The organism is Chelativorans sp. M5D2P16 (assembly GCF_034427935.1).
In the GTDB taxonomy this organism is placed as follows: domain Bacteria; phylum Pseudomonadota; class Alphaproteobacteria; order Rhizobiales; family Rhizobiaceae; genus Chelativorans.
Map to the genome: position 1 here is coordinate 20,923 of NZ_JAXQNM010000037.1, position 18,035 is coordinate 38,957.

Below are 18,035 nucleotides of genomic sequence, written 5' to 3' on the forward strand. Positions count from 1 at the left end.
TCCATTATATCATTAAATTACCGTAAGGGTTGCCGCCCCTTGCCCAGGCTTTTCCGTCACCGCCGCGAAACCATTGCCCCCCTTCGGCGTTCGGGTGAATGGTGGGGGGAAGGCGGGCACGACATGTGGAACTGGATCAGCCAACAGAACGAACCGCTCAATGTCGTTCTCAACTCGCTCATGCTCGTGGTGTGGGTGCTCTACTTCCAATTGCTGCTCAACGGGTACCGGCGCGCGCGGCACGCGAAGATTCTCATCAACCGCGCCAACGGCCACAGCCTTGGCACGCAATGCGTCGTGACGAACATGAGCACGGAGGCGATCTATATCGAAGGCGTGATCGCGGAACTGAAGAGCGACGGCCCCGACGATACGATCGTCTGTTCCATCACCGACTGGGGCGGACGGGTGGAGCCGGAAGGTCAGTCCGAAGTGGACGGCTATCAGGGGCCGTTGAACAGCGGCCGATCCGTTGAACTCGGTCCCTATCACAAGATCATCGAGCACAGCCTTGGCCAGACGGGCAGGGATATCGCCTCCGTCCGCGCGCTGACGCTGACGATCGTGGCGACCTACGGATCGGAGGACAGGCCCGTCGCCGCCCAGCGCGACTACGAGATCGTGGAAAGGATGGGGCAGCGTATATTGCGGTCGGAAAGCGTCACCACGCACCAGGTTCGCTCCAAGGCGGAGCGCCGGCGGATCGAGAGGCAGATGCGCGACCAGGTGGGCGCCTGCGTGGCGGCAGGCGACGAATCACCAATGAAAACAGCCGCGGAATGAGGCGGCTGGCGGAACAACTTAGCGGTTTTCTGGTTCAGGCGACATGATGGAAGCTGCCGGCTTTTTAACCGAGCACATGATTGCGCATATCCTGGCGATGAATATCGGGGCGCCGCTGGCGGTGGTCGCGTGGCGCCTGTGGAGAGGCGGAGGGCCCGCGCCAGGCTATGCCTGCTGGGTCGGACCGGCGGCGCTCGTTCAGATAACGCTTCTTTGGGCATGGCATCTCCCTGCGCCAATGGCGTTTGCGCTCGGCACGCCGGGCGGCACTATGTTGATGCACGGCACGCTGGTCCTTTCCGCACTCTGGTTCTGGCGCGCCGTCCTCGAGGAAGCGGAGGAGGCGCGCTGGCGGGCCTTGGGGGCGCTGGCCATCACGGGCAAGCTGTTCTGCCTGTTTGGTGCGCTGCTTACCTTCGCACCGCGCGTCCTTTATTCGCGGGCCGCCGAGATCCACATGGGCGGGCCGGTTTCCGCCGCCGCGTTGCTGTCCGACCAGCAGCTTGCCGGACTTTTGATGCTGATCGCCTGTCCGCTCACCTATGTCCTTGCGGGCGTGGTGATCGCCGCACGCTGGATCCGCGACATCGAACGCCGGCCGCCGACCTATTTGCCGGAAGAAAGCCGCTGACATGCGCTGGATCTCGCTGCCAGGCTGGGAAGCGCTGCTTTTCGGCGTCATTATTGCTGTCGTCGGCGGTCTCCTCCTGGGCGGGATCTTTGTCCTTTCGGGTGTCTACAATGTCGGCGCGACGGTGCGCCATTTCGATGCCACCAATGCCCTGATCCGGCTCACGCTGCGCCGGTCGGTGGAGACCCACAGCTTCGGCGTCGGCGAACCGCCCGATCTCTCCGAGGAAGCTCTGGCGCGGCTCGGTGGGCGGCATTTCGCCCTGGGCTGTGCGCCGTGCCACGCCTCGCCGGCCGCAACGCAGAATCCGGTTGCCGCGGAGATGTATCCAGCTCCTCCACCCTTGTCGCGGGCGGTCGAGCACTGGGAAACCAAGGAGCTCTTCTGGATCGTCGACAACGGGCTGAAATTCACCGGCATGCCTGCCTGGCCGGGGCGAGAGCGCGTCGAGGAGGTCTGGGCGCTGGTCGCGTTCCTGGAGCGTCTGCCGGAAATGGATGCCGAGACCTATGCGGAAATGACGGGCCTGGATACGCAAGAGATTGCCGGCGCCACCCGTTTGGAGTTCGGCCAGGATCTCGAGACGGCGGATGTGACCGCCATGTGCGACACCTGCCACGGCGCACCGGGTGCGGCGCCGGTCCACCCGCTTGCAGCGCCGCTCTCGGGACAAAAGCCCGACTACATGGAGCGTGCGCTCGTTGAATATTCGCAAAACCGGCGCCAGAGCGGAATCATGGAAACCGTGGCATCCGAGCTCGGAGAAGGACAGATGGAAGCGCTGGCCCGCCGCTACGCCGAGCGTGAGAGCGAACCAATACTGTCACCCGGTGCATTGGATCCGGAGGCGGTGCGCCGCGGCCAGACAATAGCGTTGCGCGGCGCGCCAGAGGGCAACGTTCCCGCGTGCCTCTCCTGTCACAGCACCGCGACCTCCGGGCAGTTTCCGCGGCTCGACGGCCTCCCGGCGGAATATATCGCGACGCAGCTTTCACTTTTCAGCAGCGGAGTCCGTTCGGGCACGGTCTATGCGGACATCATGGCGCCCGTCGCTGACAGATTGAGCCAACAGCAGATTGAGGACGTCGCCGCCTATTTCGCATCCCTCGGTACATCGGGCGGCGCGGCGGAAACGTCGGCCAGGGAGGCGGCGCGATGAGGCGGGCCGCACGTTTGCTCCTTCGCATCATGATTCATGCGCCCGTTGCGGCGACAGCCGGATGCGCCGGTGTACAGTCCGTGCTGTCGCCGAGCGGCGTGGAGGCCTTGCAAATCGATCCGCTGTTGTGGACCGCTACCTGGGTTGGCGTCGTCGTGACCTTCATCGTCCTCGCGCTGGTAGCGATCGCCCTTTACGGACCGGCACGCTGGCGCTCGCGCCTGGCGAGCGACTGGGTGGTGATCGGCGGCGGCATCGTCTTTCCGGTGACAGTGCTCACCGGCCTTTTCGTCTATGGACTCGTCGTCATGCAGGCGGGAATGGTGCGCAGCCAGGCAGCGGACGCGGACATGGTGACCATCGTTGGCAAACGCTGGTGGTGGGAAGTCACCTACGCCACGGCCGACGGCGAAGAAGTGGTGAGCGCCAATGAATTGCGCCTGCCGGTCGGGCGCCCGGTGCGCCTGCAGCTTGAATCCGACAACGTCATCCACAGCTTCTGGGCGCCGAAGCTCGCCGGCAAGCTCGACATGATCCCCGGGCGCACCAACGAACTCGTGGTGGAGGCGAGCGAGCCCGGGGTCAGCCGCGCCCAGTGCGCCGAATATTGCGGCGGGGCACACGCGCTCATGGCGCTCTACGTGGTGGCGATGCCGGAAGATGAATACGATGCCTGGCTGACACAAGAGGCGGAGCCGGCGCGCGAACCGCAGACGGAACAGCAAGAGCGTGGGCGCACGCTTTTCCTCGAGAACGGCTGCGGTGCCTGCCATCGCGTTAGGGGCGTCGGGGCCCGGGGTGAGATCGGTCCGGATCTCACCCATGTCGGCGGCCGCCTCTCGCTGGCGGCGGCGGTGTTGCCGAACGACCGCGAGGCCTTCGCGCGCTGGATCGCCGACAACCAGCAAATCAAGCCGGACAACTTGATGCCGCCCTTCGAGCAGTTTTCGCAGGAGGAGTTGTCGGCGCTCGCAGCCTATCTGGAAAGCCTGGAGTAGGTGCATGGAGCAGGAAGCCAAGCTGCCGAACGAGGCGCCCCGGCCCGAGAGCGAAACGGAGGAGCTCGAGCGCATCTGGGCGACGCCCACGGGCTTCCGCATCGTCACGGCGGTCAACAATACGGTGGTCGGCATCGCCTATGTCGGCGGCGCCTTCGTCTTTTTCCTGGCCGCCGGCGTCCTGGCGCTTCTCATGCGCACGCAGCTTGCCGTGCCGGAGAACGACTTTCTGAGCCAGGACCTCTACAACCAGATCTTCACCGTCCACGGCACCACCATGATGTTCCTCTTTGCGGTGCCGGCTGTGGAGGCGCTGGGCGTCCTCCTCCTGCCGCAGATGCTGGCGGCGCGCGACCTTCCCTTCCCGCGGCTTTCGGCCTTCGCCATCTGGGCCTATTTCGTCGGCGGCACGGTGTTCTTCCTCACGGTCTTCTTCGACCTTGCCCCGAAGGGCGGCTGGTTCATGTATCCGCCGCTGACGCTGCTCGAATTCTCGCCTGAAAACAACGCCGATTTCTGGCTGCTCGGCATCGGCTTCATCGAGATTTCCGCCATCGCCGGGGCGATCGAGATCATCGTCGGGGCGCTGCGCACCCGCCCGCCGGGCATGTCGCTGGCCAGAATGCCCATCTTCGCATGGTCGATGCTGGTCTTCGCGGGGATGATCATCGTCGCCTTCCCGGCCGTCATCCTCGCCACCATGCTTCTGGAGATCGAGCGCGCATTCGGCTGGCCGTTCTTCACCGCCGACAAGGGCGGCGACCCGCTCCTGTGGCAGCATCTCTTCTGGTTCTTCGGCCATCCGGAGGTCTACATCATCTTCCTGCCGGCGGCGGGACTTGTCTCGATGATCGTGCCGACCATGGCACGGCATCCGCTGGTCGGCTACCGGCTGATCGTGGTCGCCCTCATTGGGACGGCCTTCTTCTCCTTCGGGCTGTGGGTGCATCACATGTTCGCCACGGGCATTCCCTCCCTCAGTCTGGGATTCTTTTCGGCCGCCAGCATGGCCGTGGCCATTCCCTCGGGCATCCAGGTCTTTTCCTGGATCGCCACCATTGCCGCCGGCAAGGAGCGTTTCCGCATCAACACGCCGTCGCTCTTCGTGCTCGGCTTCCTCTTCATTTTCACCGTCGGCGGGCTGACGGGCGTGATGGTGGCGCTGGTGCCCGTCGACTGGCAGGTACACGACACCTATTTCGTGGTCGCGCACTTCCACTATGTCCTCGTCGGCGGCATGGTTTTCCCGCTCTTTGCGACCTTCTACTACTGGGCACCGATGGCAAGCAGCACCATGCTGTCCGAGCGGCTGGGGCGCTGGGTCTTCTGGCTGATGTTTCTCGGCTTCAACGTCTCCTTCTTCCCCATGCACCTGACCGGTCTGATCGGCATGCCGCGCCGCGTCTGGACCTATCCGGACGATCTCGGCTGGAACGGGCTCAACATGATCTCGACCGTGGGAGCCTATATGCTGGCGGTGGGGGTCCTCGTGTTCGTGATCGACCTCGCCCTGCACTTCCGGCCGTCCGCTGCCGGGGGGAAGGGCAATCCGTGGGATGCGGGCACGCTCGAATGGCTGCCGGGCGGCGTTTATTCCACGCGCAGCATCCCTTACGTCACCAGCCGGGAGCCGCTGTGGGACCAGCCGAACCTCACCCGCGAGGTCGAGGAGGGACGGCACTTTCTGCCGGGGGCGCCCACGGGCGGGCGGGAGACAATCGTCACCAGCCCGATCGACGCCCGGCCGCAATACATCATCCGCATGCCGGGGCCCGGCTGGCCGCAGGTGGTGGCGGCGGTTTTCATGGCCGGCTTCTTCCTGCTTCTGACGGTCAAGCTGGTGGTGCCGGCCCTCATATGCGGCGTCATTTCGGTCGCTTCCTGCATCGTCTGGGCATGGGGGCTTGATCACGGACCGGGCACGGGGCCGGTGGATATCGGCGCCGGCGTCAAGGTGCCGACCTATATGACCGGTCCGACGTCACATTCCTGGTGGGCGATGTTCGTCCTCATCATCGTCGCTTCCTCGCTCTACATCGCCTATGTCTTCTCCTATTTCTATCTCTGGGTCGTTTCGCCCGATGTCTGGGCCCCTGAGGGCTCTCCCGCTTTGCCGGATCCCGTCCTGCCGCTTGCGTCAGCGCTGCTGGTCGTCGGCGGCGCGGCTTCGATGTTCGCGGGCGGGCGCCTTCTGCCGGCCCCGGGCACCCGGCGGGTACTGGCGCCGGTGTTCATCGCCATCGGCGCCGTATGCCTCGCTTCCGCCGTGGCGCTGGAAGCCTGGGGGCACTGGTCGACGGGGCTGCGCCCCACGGCGAACGCCTATGGGGCGATGGTCTATATGGCGAGCTTCCTCAATCTGCAGGTCGGCCTCGCATGCGTCGTTTTGGCCGGGTTCGCCATCGCCCGTTACGTTGCCGGCAAGCTCGACAATGTGCGCCGCCTCAGCTTCGACAACGCGGCGCTGCTCTACTATTACGCGGTGGCGCAAATTTTGCTCGGGCTCGTGGTCATCCACGGCTTCCCGCGGATCGCATATTGAGGAGGCAGGGATGGCGGAACTGCACCATGCCGAACGCGAGCCTTCCGTGGTCGCGATGCTCGCCTATTTGATGCTGGGGCCGCTGGTATGGGGGCTGCACCTTCTCGTCGTCTATGGCGCGCACACGCTCGTCTGCGCGCTCGGCGGTGCGCCATCGGTCTCCACAACGATCCTTCTGGCCGCAACGGCTGTGGCCTTCGTGCCGCTGGCGCTCTCCGTCCTCCTGCAGCGCCGCACCGGCCGCTTGTTCGGGATCGGCGACGAGGCGGACGACCATCGGGTCTATGATGCAATCTCCCGGACCCTCTGCCTCCTGTCGCTTTTCGGCATTGCGTGGTCGGGGATCGCCATGGTGGCCCTGTCTTCCTGCGCGCAAGGGCGATGAAAGACCGGTCCGGCAGGGAACCTCGGCGGGCCTTGGCGATTGGGTGCGGGAATGACGGCCATGGCCGTCCTCCGGTACCAAAGAGTTACGATGATGTCGAAGCGGGAAAGCAAGATCGACCGATTGTCACGGGAACAGACGAGAGAGTTTCTGCGCCGGTCGTCGCTTACCTATCTGGAGTGTTGCATCAGCCTCATGCTGACGCATCTGACGCGTGAGGAAGTGGCCGCTGTCCTGGAACGGGAAGCGGAGATGGTGCGTGAGTTGGGTTAGAGACCGTCGGCGACCTCAGGACGGGCTGGCCACGCGCCGGATGTCCTCGGGCAAGGCCTGCCATACCTTCTGCGCCTGGCCGCCTTCGATGTGGCGGTCGAGCATGCGGCAGACGACACGGAACGCGTCTTCGGCGCCCACGGGCCGCGTCGTTGAAAGCTCGTCGGCGATCCCGGACAGGAACTCGTCGAGCGAACGCACCTTTTCCGGTGTTTTCGACGGCTGATAGCGGTCGTAATAGGTGCCACGCACGAGGAGCGGCAGTTGGGCGCCGAGGTGAGCGGCGAGCTCCGGCGAAAGCCGGTCGCGAAGGCCGCGCAACACGGCGCCCAGCACATGCCAGGCGAACTGACGGTCGGGGCCCAGTTCGTCCATGATCTCATCCAGCCAGATATTCGTGGTCTGCAGCGTCCTGTCGATGACGTCTAGCCCGGTCGCGGTCATGGTTTCGTTCCTCTCGCGGGTTTGGTGAAAGCCGTTTTCTTCTGCCAATCCAACCGGAGGCCGGCGCCGATTGTTCCAAGCCCGGTAGGCGACAGAAACACGGGAAAATCCGTGCACCCCCGGAACATTCGGCGGCGAGGCCCCGTTTGATTTGGTGAGCTTGCACACATCGAGCCAGGAAAAATCCGGCAAAGGAGTTCAGCCATGAAAGTCAGCGAGGAGATGACGCGCGACGTGCGCGTGGCCAATCCCGACGAGACGATCCAGGAAGCCGCCAGGGTCATGGCCGAAATGGACGTGGGCGCACTTCCGGTGGGCGACAACGATCGGCTGGTCGGCATGATCACCGACCGCGATATCGCTATCCGCGCCGTGGCCCAGGGCCAGGGGTCGAACGCGCTTGTCGGCGACGTGATGACACGCGACGTCAAATACTGCTTCGAGGACGAGGACACCGATCACATCGCCCGCAACATGGCGGACCAGCAGATCCGGCGCATCCCCGTCGTCAACCGCGACAAGCGCCTGGTGGGAATCCTGTCGCTCGGCGACATGGCCATCACCGAAGGACTGCGTCCGTCCGGCGAAGCGCTGACGGGTATCTCGCGTCCCGGCGGGCGTCACACCCAGACGGGCGACAGCGAGGCGCGGCCGTGAGCGCGGCCTCGCCTTGCCAACACAAGGGAGCATCGGGATGAGCAAAGAGAAGAACAAGAAGCATCCGCCCGAGGACGTCTCCGAGGAGGCGCCTGAACGGGCGGAGCAGGACTGGGACGCGGTGAAAGGTGTCGAGTTCACGCCCGAAGACGCCGAAGGCGAGACGGTTCCCTTCGACCGTGCCGGCAGGGTGCGTACCGACGAGCACTACGGCGAGGGCAAGGACAATCCCTATCAGCAAAGCGACGAAGCCTTGCCGGACGAGAAGGAGGAAGAGGTCTTCCGGCGCAACAATGCGCGCGAGGGTGGACGCTTCGACGAGGTCTGAAAGGCGTCAGCTCTCGCGCAGTTCCGAAAACCGCGCCCGAACCTCTTCGAGGATCAGCCGAAATTCGCGCGTCGAGCCGCCTTCGATGGCAAACGCCGTGCCGGTCGGAACGGCGCCGGGGTCCTCCTGGTGATCCTGGAACTGCACGTGCTCCTCGAGCGTCTCGATGATCCCGGTTGCCGAGTGCCGCCAGCAGGTCTCCAGATAGGCGATATGGGCGGCGATGATGGCTAGCGTCTCGCGCTGGGCGTTGAGCCGGCCTTCAAGTTCGTCGGTGGGCAGATGGGACATGGGTGAGCCTCCCTTGCGCTCAGCTTTCCTGTGGGCTTCTCCCGTAGATGCGGTCGAGTATCTCCGCCACTGTAGCAAACTGTTCGGCCTGCGGGTCGTAGCGGTTGTTCGTGGCGAGGCGTGTAGCCCATGCAACCGCGGCGCGGCCTCCCCAGTCGTCCGGCGGCGCGGCCAGCCGCGTGCGCGCGGTTCCGTCGAAGCGCTCGGCCACGAAATCATAGAACGAACCGTCGACATTGCTGAGCGCCGCCCCGCCCTCGGTGCCGTAGAAAGCTGCCGAGATCATGGCGTCCTGGCCGGCGTGCAGCCGCCAGGAGCAGGTGAGACGGACGACCGTACCGGTTTCGAGCGTCAGCGTGGCGACGGCGAAGTCCTCGACGATATCGGGATTTGGCGGCAGGGGCTCGCCGGCGTTGAAGAGATGGCTTTCGACCCTTGTGACCGCGGGGAAGCCGAGGGTCCAGAGCGCCAAATCCACCAGGTGCACGCCAAGATCGATCACACAGCCGCCGCCGGAGAGGGCGGGGTCGTAGAACCAGGGCTTGTCGGGGCCGTAGGCGTTGTGAAAGACGAGATCGACGGCATGGATGCGGCCGATGCCGCCTTCGGCGACGATCGGCCGGATCCGCCGCATTGCCTCGGTATGCCGATAGGACAGGTCGAGGCCGAGGAGCCTGTCCGCGGCCCTGGCCGCCGCAATGACCGCGTTCGCTTCTTCTGAACTCCGGCCGAGCGGCTTCTGGCAGAAGACCGGAATCCCGTGACCAAGAGCGGCGATCGCCTGCTCGGCATGGTTCGCGCTGGGCGTGGCGATGACGATCCCGTCCACCTCGGCGGCGAGCAGGTCCTCCAGCGTTTCCATGCGCTGCGCCGCCGGTGCGAGCTTGGCGGCTTCGTCTTGGCATTCGGGCGAGGGTTCGGCGATCACCGCGGCCTCGGCGATCCCGGAGTCCAGAAGGGCCTTCATGCGGTGCCGTCCGATCCAGCCGACGCCGAGGAAACCGAGGCGCGGCCGCTTACAGGCGGTTGTGCGTGCCTGGTCGCCAAGCGGGATGGTCATGGCATCCTCACCACTGCTTTGAGAAAGCCGTCCGGGCGGTCGCGGGTGGCGTCCAGCGCCTCGTCGGTTCGAACGAGCGGATAGGCGTGGGTAATCAGCGGCATGGGCTCGAGGCGACCGGACAGGACCGCGTCGATCGCCTCGTGCATGCCGCTGGTATAGGCCATGGGATCGCGCTCATGGGCGTTGATCACATCGAAGCCGCGCCAGTTCCAAAGCTGCATGTTGATCTCGCGCGGGCCGTCCTGGTGATAGCCGGCGATCACGAGCCGGCCGCCTTCGCCGGTCAGTTCGCCGGCGAGCGCCAGCGGCCATGCCTTGCCGGTCGCCTCCACAACGCGTTCGCAAAAGCGCCCGCCGGTGAGCGCTTCGACCTTTTCGACGATCCTTGTATGGTCGTCCATCGTGATCGTGCGCGCCGCGCCCATGCGGCGGGCCAGTTCCAGCGCGAACGGGCGCCTTGAGATGGCGACCACACGGGCGCCGGTCTCGCTTGCAAGGCGGGTGAGGAGGGCGCCCAGGAAGCCGATGCCGACGATGGCGACGGTCTGCCCCGCCCGAATGCCGGCACGGCGGAATATGTTCATCGCGCAGCCAAGCGGCTCGCCGGGAAAGGGCATGTCCTCCAGCGCCGGTGGGAGCGGGACGACATTCTCGGCCGGCCCCACGTCGAACTCGGCATAGCTGTTGTAGAAAAGGGTTGTGACGGGCTGCCCCGGTGCCAGGCTGGTCACGCCGGGGCCGAGCGCGTCGACGACGCCCCACCCCTCATGTCCCAAGCCGCCGGGGCGCGTGGGAAACGCCATCCAGTCCGGCCCGCTCCACGGCTCCAGATTGGAGGCGCACACGCCACAGCCCCTCAGGCGTACGCGGACCTCTCCCGGCTTCGGCTCCGGCACGGGCACCTCGCGGAGTTCCAGTTCTCCGGGACCGGTCAGGACGGCGGCTTGCATGGAGTTGCGTGTGGAGAGGGAGGGAGGGGAGGATGCTGCGCGATGAAGCGTTTGTGACATTCCTGGCGCCCGATGTTCGACCGTTTGGAAGAAGAACAGGAGGAGGCGGAATTGGTTCCTTTCTGCCTGACATTCGGCAGAGGGGGCTCAGCTTGCGAGGATCGCGAGTAACAGCAGGGCGAGAAGCAGGAGGGCTCCCGCGCTCAGGATGGCGCGCCGGCTCGGCCTGGCGAGATTGACGCGGCCCAGCCGTACATACCGGGCGGGATAGGCCGGGCCGGGGCCGCTTCCACCGTCTTCGCGCCTCTTCTCGTCGTCTGCCACCGAACGTCTCCTCGCCTTTATCCGTCAACACGTTCGCGGGCGCGTGCGTTCCACACGGGAACATTCGCCTCGCCCTCCGGTTTGAGCAGAAGCCACAGGTCTCGGGGAGCGCTTATGCCTAATAGAGCGAAAAGGAACGTCCGCCGGAAGCAGAAGCGCGGCACGCCGACGGAAAGCGACCGCCAGGTGCTCGAGCGCACCGAACAGCCGACCGCGGCCGACGTGCCGGAGGTCGCTAATGTCGGCGGCGGCGAGAAGATCGAGCCCGTCGACCTCTCGCTTCACGGCGACGGAGTCAACCACTGGCAGGACGAACTGCCCTCGCGGCGTAACGAGCGCCGGGTGCGCGAGGGAAAGATCCCCTCGCGCAAGAAGGACTGACCGGCGTCAGGCTGTCTCGCCGCGGCGGCGCCCCACGCGGGTCGCGATTTCGGTATAGGCCGCGCTTGTTCCCGGCGCTTCGCGGCGATTGGCTTCGCGCAGAAAACGCAGCGGAAAGAGCACCGCCTCGACATTGGCATGCGAGATCTTCTCGGGACGTAGCCTGTCCGCCGCGAGCACCGCCTCTGCCTCGGCCAGAGCGGTATCGATCTCTTCGCTACTGGCGATCTCCTTTTCGCGCATGATGCGGCACAGCGCCGACATGGCCATCAAGACGCCTTCCATCTGCAGATTGGCGGTGTTCATTGCGAGCCTCCCTCTCGGTTAAATTGCCGGCGGGCGGCCGAGACCCGGCCTGAGGGTTTGCCGCCCTCGGTCTCGGCGCGCACGCGCGGCAGCGCCTGCGGATAATTCTGAACGAGAAATGCGACCAGAAGTTCACGGATGTTGCAGCGCAGTTCGAAAGCGTTGCCCGAATTCGCGGCACTCGCCAGGATGCGCACTTCCATGGACGTTTCGCGCAGGTCCGTTACCTGCAGGGCGAAGACCTCGCCGTCCCAAAGCGGCGAGGCCTCGACGATCTCCCGCGCCTTTTCACGCAGCATGTCGAGCGGCACGGAAAAGTCCAGATAGAGCACGACGATGCCGGTGAGCGCCGTCTCGTCGCGCGTCCAGTTCTGAAACGGCTGCTCGATGAAGTAGTTGAGCGGGATGATGAGGCGCCGGCGGTCCCAGGCGCGCACCACGACATAGGTCGAGGTGATCTCCTCCACATTGCCGAACTCGCCCTCGACGATCAGTGCGTCGTTGATGCGGATCGGCTGCGTGATGGCGAGCTGGATGCCGGCGAAAAGGTTTTTCAGCATCGGCTGTAACGCCAGGCCGACGATGATGCCCGCCGCACCGGCGGAGGCGAGCAGGCTGATGCCGTACTGGCGCACCGTATCGAAGGTCATCAGCATCGCACCGGTGCCGACCACGACGATTAGCGTACCGGCGATCCGTTGCAGAATGCGCGACTGGGTGATGTGCCTGCGCGCCAGGAACGGGTCGTCGGTCTGATGCTCGAAGCGCTGCAGATGCAGCGCCATGAAGGTGTTGAGCGCCAGTTGCGCGAGCCACATCAGGACGGCGATGAAGCCGATTAGCAATATGTGGTGAATCAGCGCCTGGCCTTCTTCCCTCAGCGGCGCCCAAGTCGCTCCGAGGGCGAGCCCGCCGAGGACGAAGGCAAGCCGCAGCGGGCGTCTGGTGCGCGCAACGAGCTGGTGCCAGAAGAGCTCGTACGGCCGCACCAGGCGCAGGAGCATCCGGTGGAGGACCTGGTGCAGCACCAGCGCGACGGCAATCGCGACAAGCAGGATAACGAACGAGACCAGCCAGTCCGGCGCCGCTTCGGTCAGAGCCGCAAGTTGTTCGGTCCCGTCGTTCAGCAGTTGGTCCATGCCTTTTCATAGCATAACACGCTGATTCTCGTCGCGTCGGGGGTTAGATGTGCCCGGGGGCGGCGATCTGGCGCGGCCATGTCTCCAGCGAGGAGACGTCGGCGCGCTGCCTTGTGAAGATCGTCGACCGGCCGAGGCTTGCATAACGCAGTCCGTGACGGGCGACCGTGCGTGGTTCGAAGAGGTTTCGGTAATCAAAGAGGAAGTCGCCCGAGAGCGTCTTGGCGAGCCGCCCGAGATCGAGTGCCCGATATTCCTCCCATTCGGTGAGGAAGACGACAGCGGCCGCATCCTTGCAGGCCTTGTAGGGACAATCGGACCACGTCACATCGCTCAGATGCGCGCGTGCGTTGAACGCGGCCTTGGGATCGTGGACGGTGACGTGCATGCCCGCTTCGCGCAGAAAGGGGATGATGGAGAGGGCGGCGGCTTCGCGCACGTCGTCGGTGTTGGCCTTGAAAGCTAGGCCGAGGACCGTCACCTTGCTGCCCGGCGCCAGCCGCGCCTCCTTGACGATACGCCGGGCGAGCGCCGTCTTGCGCTGGTCGTTGCGGGCGATCAGCGTCTCGATCAGCTTCTGCGGCGCGCCATACTGCCGCCCCGTGGCCGCGAAAGCGCGCGTGTCCTTGGGAAAGCACGAACCACCGAAGCCTGGGCCGGGCTGCAGGAAGCTGTCGCCGATGCGATGGTCCAGACCGATGCCGCGCGTCACGTCCGCGATGTCACCGCCGGCCTTTTCGCAAAGATCGGCGACGTCGTTGATGAAGCCGATTTTCATGGCCAGGAAAGCGTTGGCGGCATATTTGATGAGCTCGGCGTTGCCCGTGCTGGTCACCACCATTGGGATCCCGATTTTCTCGAACGTACCGTAGATGGAACGCAGAAGCCGCCTGGAACGGGCATCGTCGGCCCCCAGAACGATCCGGTCGGGCTCGGCGAAGTCCCGCATGGCCGAGCCTTCGCGCAGGAATTCCGGATTCGAGGCCACCCGGATGTCGAAGGCGCCGCGTTCACGGGCGATCATCTCCCGGACGCGCTGCGCCGTGCCGACCACCACGGTGGACTTGATGACGATGACGGCGCCGCGCTTCAGATGCGGTGCGATCTGTCGGGCCGCCGAAAAGACATGGGTCAAGTCGATGCCGCCGGTCGGAGCCGACGGCGTGCCGACGGCGATGAATACGGCGTCGGCCTCGCTGACGCTGGTTCGGATTTTCGAGGAGAAACGCAGGTGGCCGACTTCCACGGCCCGCCGCATCGCGTTCTCGAGACCCGGTTCGTAGATGGGAAGGTCAAACCGTTCCAGACGCGTGATGCGCCGGGAATCGATGTCATAGCAACACACATCATGGCCCATATTGGCCAGGCAGGTGCCGGTGGTCAGGCCCACATAGCCAGCGCCGATCATCGTGATTTGCATGCCGTTCTCCTGTGACGGTTACGGCCGCCCAACCACGGACCGGAGGCGTTGTTCCCGCTGAAGAAGCTGAAGAAGAACGGAAGAGTTTGAATCCTAAGGAGATATCGTGGCGGCGCGGCAAGCCGCGCCGTCTCGCAACGCAGTTCGTGCGCTATTCAGAAGCTTGCCGGTCGACGAATTTGTTGAAGCGGCTGGTCTCTCCGCTATCCGTTTTGTCCTGATAGAGGAAGGCAAGCTTCCGATCCTCGAAGACACGGAAGAACTCGTCCCAGTCGATTTCCTCGAGGCTTTCTTCCGGCTCGCCGAAATCAATGCGCAGAATGCCGCCGGGCTCGGTGGTCTTCACGCGCGCAGGGCGGCCGTTCCGCATCTCGGCCCATTTGCGGATGGTGTCATGGTCGGTGGTGGTGCTGGCCTGGCTCATCGCTTTGGTTCCCGTATGTCGATGCGCGGCGCTCTGCACCGGCAGGCGCCGGCTGTACGTTCAGCGAACACGATGCGGCCGGAAATTGTTCCTGCCGGCGAGGGGTGTGCGCTTCGCCGGCTCATCGTGCAGCGGGAACAAAAACCCCGTTTCGGTGTTTGAAAACCGACACATACCTTCTTCATTGGTTTTCGGGAGCAACCGTGAGCAAGAAAGTCCTGGTTACCGGAGGCTGCGGCTTCATCGGCCGGCAGGTTGCGGAAGAGCTTTTGGATAACGGGTATTCGGTTGTCGTTCTCGACAGCCTCGTCGAGCAGGTACACGGAGAGGCAAGAGCAGCCACACAGCAGAAGGTGGAGTATCGCTTCGGCGACGTACGCGACCCGCAGGCGGTGCGCGCCGCCCTTAACGGTGTCGACATGGTGGTCCATCTCGCCGCGGAAGTGGGGGTGGGCCAGTCCATGTACGAGATTTCCCGCTACGTGGGCGCCAACGATCTAGGCACGGCCGTCCTGCTGGAATGTCTGATCGACCGGCCCGTCGAGCGCATCGTCGTTGCTTCCTCGATGAGCGTTTACGGCGAGGGGCTCTACCGGAGCGAGGACGGCGCCCGCTTCGATGCGGCGCGTCGGCGCAAGGAGCAGGTCCAGGCCGGCCGGTGGGAGCCGCTCCATGCGGATGGCCGGCCCATATCGCCGGTCGCCACCGATGAGGAGAAGCCGGTGGACCTGGCGTCCATCTATGCGCTGACGAAATATGCCCAGGAGCGCGCCGTGCTGATCTTCGGCGAGGCCTATCCCGTCGAAGCGGTGGCGCTACGGCTGTTCAACGTCTTCGGGCCGGGGCAGGCGCTTTCCAATCCCTATACGGGAGTGCTGGCCAATTTCGCCTCGCGGCTTGCCAACGGCGAACGGCCGCTTGTCTTCGAGGACGGGAACCAGAAGCGCGATTTCGTTCACGTGCGCGATGTTGCGCGCGCCTTCCGCTTGGCGCTCGAACAGAAGCGTGCCGATGGCCAGGTGATCAACATCGGCAGCGGCAACGCCTATTCGATCCGCCAGGTGGCCGAGATCGTCGCCGAGGCGATGGAGGCCCCCGAGCTGGAGCCGGAGATCCTCGGCAAGGCGCGTGCGGGCGACATCCGCAACTGCTTCGCCGATATCTCCAAGGCGCGGGAATTGCTTGGCTTCAGGCCGCAGTACCGGCTGGAGGACACGGTCGGCGCGTTCGCCCGTTGGGTGCGTGACGTCGGCGCCGTGGACAACGCGGCCAAGATGCGACGGCAACTGGAGGAAAGAGGGCTGGTGTCATGACCGCCCTTTCCGGAAAGGCAAGGCCGATCGTCATTTCCGGAGGCAGCGGCTTCATCGGTTGCAATCTGGCGCAAAGCTATCTCGCCGCCGGCGAGGACGTCGTCATCCTCGACAATCTGAGCCGGCCGGGCGTGGATCGGAACCTGACATGGCTGCGGGAGGCGTACGGGCCCCGTGTCCATCCGCTCGTGGCGGATATACGCGACCTGCGGGCCATCGAGCCGGCCCTTGCAGATGCCAAGGCCGTTTTCCACCTTGCGGCGCAGACGGCGGTCACGACCAGCCTGCGTCAGCCTTTCGAGGACTTCGAGGTCAATGCTCGCGGTACGCTGAACGTGCTCGAGGCGGTGCGGCGCGGCGGCCGGCGGGTGCCGGTCATTTTCGCCAGCACCAACAAGGTCTACGGCGCGCTCGAGGATCTGGAGATGGTGGCGCTGGAAGACCGCTACGTCCCGGCGGCGGAGGACGTCCGCCGGCACGGAATCGGTGAGGGGCGCCCGCTTTCGTTCTGCACGCCCTACGGTTGCTCGAAAGGCGTGGCCGACCAGTATGTGCTCGACTATGCGGCCTCCTACGGCATTCCCACCGCCGTTTTGCGCATGAGCTGCATTTACGGCCCGCGCCAGTTCGGCACGGAGGATCAGGGCTGGGTCGCCCATTTCTTGATCCGGGCCTTGTCCGGCGCGCCCATTTCCATCTTCGGCGACGGCAAGCAGGTGCGCGACGTTCTGCACGTAGCCGATGCGGTGGCGGCCTACCGGGCACTTCTGGACCGAATCCCGCAGGTGAACGGACAGACCTTCAATCTTGGCGGCGGGATCGAAAACGCCGTCAGCCTGCGCATGGTTCTCGAGGAGATCCGCGACATTACCGGACGGGACCCGGCTGTGGAATGGAACGACTGGCGGCCGGGCGATCAGCACTATTTCGTTGCCGACACGCGTCGGTTGCAGCGCCAGCTCGGGTGGAAGGCGAAGACCGGCTGGCGTGACGGCTTGAGGCAACTTGCGGAATGGTTGCGGGGAGAACGTGTACCGGGGCGGGCAACCCAGAAGGAAAGGCTGACGGCATGAACATGCTGCGAATGACAGGCGTGGCGAACAGTGGAGCTCTGGACTTCCTGAGCCGCTACGGCGACGGGGAGCGGCGGCGCGTGTTGATGACGGTCGATGCCGTCGGCGGGGTCTGGCGCTACGCCATCGAACTGGCGCGTGGCCTGCGGCCGCATGGCGTGGAGGTTGTGTTCGCTGGTCTCGGTCCGCGGCCGACCCGCGAGAAGATCGAGGAGGTCAAACCCCTGGGCGACGTTCTGTGGCTCGACGCGCCGCTCGACTGGATGGCGCGGGACGAGGCAGCTCTGGCGCAGATCCCGGCAACCCTGGCACAGTTGGCGGAAGAGGAGGGGGCGGATCTCCTGCACCTCAACCTGCCCACGCAGGCCGCCGGCCTCGATACGCGCCGTCCCGTGGTCGTGGTGTCCCATTCCTGCATGGTGACGTGGTGGAATGCGGTCCACGGCACGCCGCTGCCTGGAGAATGGGATTGGATCAAGCGGCTGAACGCCGCCGGCATGGCGCGTGCCGATGCCGTCGTGTCACCCAGCGGCAGCTATGCCCAGGCGCTCGTGCGCTGCTATGGCGAGCAGCCGCTTCTCCACGTCGTGCACAACGGGATCAGCGCCTTTCTCCAGGGCGGCGAGAAGGAGCATTTCGTCTTTGGCGCCGGGCGCTGGTGGGATGAGGGCAAGAATGCGCGTGCGCTGGACCGTGCCGCGGCGAAGATCTCCTGGCCGATCATTCTCGCCGGCGCCGACGTCAGTCCCTCGGGCCAGAAAACCCGGCTTTCCCGTGTTCGCCTTCTCGGCGAGATACCGCACCGCAAGGTGTTGGCGCAGGTGCGGCAGGCGGCCATCGTCGTCTCTCCCTCGCTCTACGAGCCCTTCGGCCTGGCCGCACTCGAAGGTGCGCGCGCCGGGGCGGCGCTGGTCCTGTCGGATATCCCCACCTATCGCGAACTGTGGAGCGAGGCTGCCCTCTTCTTCGATCCGCACGACCCGGATTCCCTGGCGGAGGCCGTCAACCGGCTCGTTGCGGACGAATCCCTGCGCCTCGAGATGGGCGCGCGGGCGCTTGCCCGCTCGCGCCGCTTCACGCCCGATGTGCAGGCGCGACGCATGGCCGAACTCTACCGGGAACTGACGGACGCGCCGGTGGCGAGGGCCTGA

At 65.3% G+C, this 18,035-nt stretch carries 21 protein-coding genes and 1 pseudogene; 13 read left to right on the forward strand and 9 right to left on the reverse strand.

From position 1 onward, the window contains the following. Positions 1-123: 123 nt before the first annotated feature. The 7 genes from SIN08_RS17445 (at position 124) to SIN08_RS17475 (ending at position 6,771) form a co-directional block, all read left to right on the forward strand. Positions 124-783, forward strand: a complete 660-nt coding sequence (locus tag SIN08_RS17445) for a hypothetical protein (protein ID WP_322452878.1) — start codon at positions 124-126, stop codon at positions 781-783. A gap of 43 nt (positions 784-826) precedes the next feature. After that, positions 827-1,414: a cytochrome c oxidase assembly protein gene (locus SIN08_RS17450; RefSeq protein WP_322452879.1), complete on the forward strand. Its 588-nt coding sequence runs from the start codon at positions 827-829 to the stop codon at positions 1,412-1,414. Between the two features lies 1 nt (position 1,415). Continuing rightward, the gene (locus tag SIN08_RS17455; protein ID WP_322452880.1) at positions 1,416-2,573 is read left to right on the forward strand and encodes a c-type cytochrome; all 1,158 of its coding nucleotides are present in this window, start codon (positions 1,416-1,418) and stop codon (positions 2,571-2,573) included. After that, positions 2,570-3,571: a cytochrome c oxidase subunit II gene (coxB, locus tag SIN08_RS17460; protein WP_416208099.1), complete on the forward strand. Its 1,002-nt coding sequence runs from the start codon at positions 2,570-2,572 to the stop codon at positions 3,569-3,571. Before SIN08_RS17455 ends, coxB begins: the two co-directional genes overlap by 4 nt. A 4-nt stretch (positions 3,572-3,575) precedes the next feature. Then, positions 3,576-6,113, forward strand: coding sequence for a cytochrome c oxidase subunit I (gene ctaD, locus SIN08_RS17465; RefSeq protein WP_322452881.1), 2,538 nt, complete (start codon positions 3,576-3,578; stop codon positions 6,111-6,113). Positions 6,114-6,123: 10 nt separating this feature from the next. After that, the gene (locus SIN08_RS17470; RefSeq protein ID WP_322452882.1) at positions 6,124-6,498 is read left to right on the forward strand and encodes a hypothetical protein; all 375 of its coding nucleotides are present in this window, start codon (positions 6,124-6,126) and stop codon (positions 6,496-6,498) included. Between the two features lie 90 nt (positions 6,499-6,588). Beyond that, positions 6,589-6,771 (forward strand): hypothetical protein, encoded by a 183-nt coding sequence (locus SIN08_RS17475; RefSeq protein WP_322452883.1) that lies wholly within the window; start codon positions 6,589-6,591, stop codon positions 6,769-6,771. Positions 6,772-6,786: 15 nt separating this feature from the next. Here the strand turns inward: SIN08_RS17475 and SIN08_RS17480 are convergent, their stop codons facing one another. Next, a complete protein-coding gene (locus SIN08_RS17480; protein WP_322452884.1) occupies positions 6,787-7,215 on the reverse strand; it encodes a DUF2267 domain-containing protein in 429 nt (142 codons plus the stop codon). Positions 7,216-7,419: 204 nt separating this feature from the next. Here SIN08_RS17480 and SIN08_RS17485 point away from each other — a divergent pair, with 204 nt between their 5' ends. Continuing rightward, positions 7,420-7,872 carry a CBS domain-containing protein gene (locus SIN08_RS17485; RefSeq protein ID WP_322452885.1) on the forward strand — a complete coding sequence of 151 codons (453 nt, stop codon included), beginning with the start codon at positions 7,420-7,422 and terminating at the stop codon, positions 7,870-7,872. Positions 7,873-7,909: 37 nt separating this feature from the next. Then, on the forward strand, positions 7,910-8,200 hold the full coding sequence (locus SIN08_RS17490) for a hypothetical protein (protein WP_322452886.1): 291 nt from the start codon (positions 7,910-7,912) through the stop codon (positions 8,198-8,200). Positions 8,201-8,206: 6 nt separating this feature from the next. Here the strand turns inward: SIN08_RS17490 and SIN08_RS17495 are convergent, their stop codons facing one another. The 4 genes from SIN08_RS17495 to SIN08_RS17510 all read right to left on the reverse strand — a co-directional run bounded on the left by SIN08_RS17495 (position 8,207) and on the right by SIN08_RS17510 (position 10,828). Continuing rightward, the gene (locus SIN08_RS17495; protein ID WP_322452887.1) at positions 8,207-8,491 is read right to left on the reverse strand and encodes a hypothetical protein; all 285 of its coding nucleotides are present in this window, start codon (positions 8,489-8,491) and stop codon (positions 8,207-8,209) included. A gap of 19 nt (positions 8,492-8,510) precedes the next feature. Continuing rightward, positions 8,511-9,551 (reverse strand): Gfo/Idh/MocA family oxidoreductase, encoded by a 1,041-nt coding sequence (locus tag SIN08_RS17500; RefSeq protein WP_322452888.1) that lies wholly within the window; start codon positions 9,549-9,551, stop codon positions 8,511-8,513. After that, positions 9,548-10,504 (reverse strand): MDR/zinc-dependent alcohol dehydrogenase-like family protein, encoded by a 957-nt coding sequence (locus SIN08_RS17505; RefSeq protein ID WP_322452889.1) that lies wholly within the window; start codon positions 10,502-10,504, stop codon positions 9,548-9,550. Before SIN08_RS17505 ends, SIN08_RS17500 begins: the two co-directional genes overlap by 4 nt. Before the next feature lie 147 nt (positions 10,505-10,651). After that, complete coding sequence (locus SIN08_RS17510) at positions 10,652-10,828, reverse strand: hypothetical protein (RefSeq protein ID WP_322452890.1); 177 nt, start codon at positions 10,826-10,828, stop codon at positions 10,652-10,654. Positions 10,829-10,942: 114 nt separating this feature from the next. On the opposite strand from SIN08_RS17510, the gene SIN08_RS17515 reads away from it, so the two are divergent. Next, positions 10,943-11,209 carry a hypothetical protein gene (locus tag SIN08_RS17515; protein ID WP_322452891.1) on the forward strand — a complete coding sequence of 89 codons (267 nt, stop codon included), beginning with the start codon at positions 10,943-10,945 and terminating at the stop codon, positions 11,207-11,209. 6 nt (positions 11,210-11,215) lie between these two features. On the opposite strand, the gene SIN08_RS17520 is transcribed toward SIN08_RS17515, so the two are convergent. From SIN08_RS17520 to SIN08_RS17535, 4 genes are all read right to left on the reverse strand, one after another. Continuing rightward, positions 11,216-11,515: a hypothetical protein gene (locus SIN08_RS17520; RefSeq protein WP_322452892.1), complete on the reverse strand. Its 300-nt coding sequence runs from the start codon at positions 11,513-11,515 to the stop codon at positions 11,216-11,218. Next, entirely contained in the window at positions 11,512-12,654 is a 1,143-nt protein-coding gene (locus SIN08_RS17525; RefSeq protein ID WP_322452893.1) for a mechanosensitive ion channel family protein, read from the reverse strand. The genes SIN08_RS17520 and SIN08_RS17525 overlap by 4 nt, the downstream gene beginning before the upstream one ends. A 43-nt stretch (positions 12,655-12,697) precedes the next feature. Beyond that, positions 12,698-14,074 (reverse strand): UDP-glucose/GDP-mannose dehydrogenase family protein, encoded by a 1,377-nt coding sequence (locus SIN08_RS17530; protein WP_322452894.1) that lies wholly within the window; start codon positions 14,072-14,074, stop codon positions 12,698-12,700. 151 nt (positions 14,075-14,225) lie between these two features. Next, positions 14,226-14,498, reverse strand: coding sequence for a hypothetical protein (locus SIN08_RS17535; protein WP_322452926.1), 273 nt, complete (start codon positions 14,496-14,498; stop codon positions 14,226-14,228). Between the two features lie 203 nt (positions 14,499-14,701). Between SIN08_RS17535 and SIN08_RS17540 the strand changes: the two genes are divergently transcribed. The 3 genes and pseudogenes from SIN08_RS17540 (at position 14,702) to SIN08_RS17550 (ending at position 18,035) form a co-directional block, all read left to right on the forward strand. Continuing rightward, complete coding sequence (locus tag SIN08_RS17540; protein WP_322452895.1) at positions 14,702-15,811, forward strand: NAD-dependent epimerase/dehydratase family protein; 1,110 nt, start codon at positions 14,702-14,704, stop codon at positions 15,809-15,811. 17 nt (positions 15,812-15,828) lie between these two features. Next, positions 15,829-16,884, forward strand: a pseudogene (locus tag SIN08_RS17545) (NAD-dependent epimerase/dehydratase family protein); the annotation flags it as partial. Next, a complete protein-coding gene (locus SIN08_RS17550; RefSeq protein WP_322452896.1) occupies positions 16,881-18,035 on the forward strand; it encodes a glycosyltransferase family 4 protein in 1,155 nt (384 codons plus the stop codon). The pseudogene SIN08_RS17545 and the gene SIN08_RS17550, both read left to right, overlap by 4 nt.

Excerpts from the sequence above, each read along its gene's own strand:
- SIN08_RS17445 (WP_322452878.1), top strand. The coding sequence starts at position 124 with ATGTGGAACTGGATCAGCCAACAGAACGAACCGCTCAATGTCGTTCTC.
- SIN08_RS17450 (WP_322452879.1), top strand. The coding sequence starts at position 827 with ATGATGGAAGCTGCCGGCTTTTTAACCGAGCACATGATTGCGCATATC.
- SIN08_RS17455 (WP_322452880.1), top strand. The coding sequence starts at position 1,416 with ATGCGCTGGATCTCGCTGCCAGGCTGGGAAGCGCTGCTTTTCGGCGTC.
- coxB (WP_416208099.1), top strand. The coding sequence starts at position 2,570 with ATGAGGCGGGCCGCACGTTTGCTCCTTCGCATCATGATTCATGCGCCC.
- ctaD (WP_322452881.1), top strand. The coding sequence starts at position 3,576 with ATGGAGCAGGAAGCCAAGCTGCCGAACGAGGCGCCCCGGCCCGAGAGC.
- SIN08_RS17470 (WP_322452882.1), top strand. The coding sequence starts at position 6,124 with ATGGCGGAACTGCACCATGCCGAACGCGAGCCTTCCGTGGTCGCGATG.
- SIN08_RS17475 (WP_322452883.1), top strand. The coding sequence starts at position 6,589 with ATGATGTCGAAGCGGGAAAGCAAGATCGACCGATTGTCACGGGAACAG.
- SIN08_RS17480 (WP_322452884.1), bottom strand. The coding sequence starts at position 7,215 with ATGACCGCGACCGGGCTAGACGTCATCGACAGGACGCTGCAGACCACG.
- SIN08_RS17485 (WP_322452885.1), top strand. The coding sequence starts at position 7,420 with ATGAAAGTCAGCGAGGAGATGACGCGCGACGTGCGCGTGGCCAATCCC.
- SIN08_RS17490 (WP_322452886.1), top strand. The coding sequence starts at position 7,910 with ATGAGCAAAGAGAAGAACAAGAAGCATCCGCCCGAGGACGTCTCCGAG.
- SIN08_RS17495 (WP_322452887.1), bottom strand. The coding sequence starts at position 8,491 with ATGTCCCATCTGCCCACCGACGAACTTGAAGGCCGGCTCAACGCCCAG.
- SIN08_RS17500 (WP_322452888.1), bottom strand. The coding sequence starts at position 9,551 with ATGACCATCCCGCTTGGCGACCAGGCACGCACAACCGCCTGTAAGCGG.
- SIN08_RS17505 (WP_322452889.1), bottom strand. The coding sequence starts at position 10,504 with ATGCAAGCCGCCGTCCTGACCGGTCCCGGAGAACTGGAACTCCGCGAG.
- SIN08_RS17515 (WP_322452891.1), top strand. The coding sequence starts at position 10,943 with ATGCCTAATAGAGCGAAAAGGAACGTCCGCCGGAAGCAGAAGCGCGGC.
- SIN08_RS17520 (WP_322452892.1), bottom strand. The coding sequence starts at position 11,515 with ATGAACACCGCCAATCTGCAGATGGAAGGCGTCTTGATGGCCATGTCG.
- SIN08_RS17525 (WP_322452893.1), bottom strand. The coding sequence starts at position 12,654 with ATGGACCAACTGCTGAACGACGGGACCGAACAACTTGCGGCTCTGACC.
- SIN08_RS17530 (WP_322452894.1), bottom strand. The coding sequence starts at position 14,074 with ATGCAAATCACGATGATCGGCGCTGGCTATGTGGGCCTGACCACCGGC.
- SIN08_RS17535 (WP_322452926.1), bottom strand. The coding sequence starts at position 14,498 with ATGAGCCAGGCCAGCACCACCACCGACCATGACACCATCCGCAAATGG.
- SIN08_RS17550 (WP_322452896.1), top strand. The coding sequence starts at position 16,881 with ATGAACATGCTGCGAATGACAGGCGTGGCGAACAGTGGAGCTCTGGAC.